Source organism: Mesorhizobium sp. M0276 (genome assembly GCF_040321755.1).
GTDB lineage: Bacteria > Pseudomonadota > Alphaproteobacteria > Rhizobiales > Rhizobiaceae > Mesorhizobium.
In genome coordinates this window covers 1-670 of the sequence record NZ_JAMYSC010000167.1, presented here as the reverse complement: position 1 = coordinate 670, position 670 = coordinate 1, and the positions used below count along the sequence as shown (strand labels likewise).

Genomic DNA, 670 nt, shown 5'->3' with positions numbered 1-670 from the left:
GAGAAGACGGACAAACCCCGTTTTACGGGGCATGCACATGCGGCATTTCGATTCACTCAAAACTTTCCCCGGACAGCCCTGCCCCAAGTGGGGGAGATGCCCGGCAGGACAGAGGGGGGCGCTGGCCCGCCAACATATCAGGGCATGTCAGCCAAGCCTGCCGCGATGACAATATGTTGGCAGACATTGTCGATGTCGCGGATGACATCGTCATTCCAGAAGCGAAGGACGGTCCAGCCATCCTGTTCCAAGCGCTTCGTCCTCAGGGCGTCGGCCATCGCAGGATCGGCGTCGCCGTGCTGAACCCCGTCGACCTCCACGACGAGCTTTTTGCCCGGGCAAGCAAAGTCGGCGATATAGCTTGCGATTGGAAATTGCCTGCGGAACCCAAGCCCCATGAGCCTGTGAGCGCGAAGCTCGTTCCAGAGCTTCAGCTCGGCGTCCGTCATGATCTTGCGCATCGATCTGGCGTTTGCGCGGTTCTGCGGAGGCAATGGTGTGTGAGGCATAGCTGTTTGTGGCGAACGCTGGCGCTCTACGGCGCCCCCCTCTGTCCTGCCGGACATCTCCCCCCCTCCGGAGCAAGGCTATCGCATATGAGTAAAGAGGCTAAGCAGGTTTTGATCGGCCCATCGTGCCTTGAGTCGTTTGTGGCTGAGCGGGATGTTTT

At 59.7% G+C, this 670-nt stretch carries 1 protein-coding gene; it reads right to left on the bottom strand.

Annotated elements, in window-relative coordinates:
• Positions 1 to 137: 137 nt before the first annotated feature.
• Entirely contained in the window at positions 138 to 509 is a 372-nt protein-coding gene (locus NKJ01_RS36300; protein WP_352735400.1) for an endonuclease domain-containing protein, read from the bottom strand.
• Between the last annotated feature and the right edge of the window lie 161 nt (positions 510 to 670).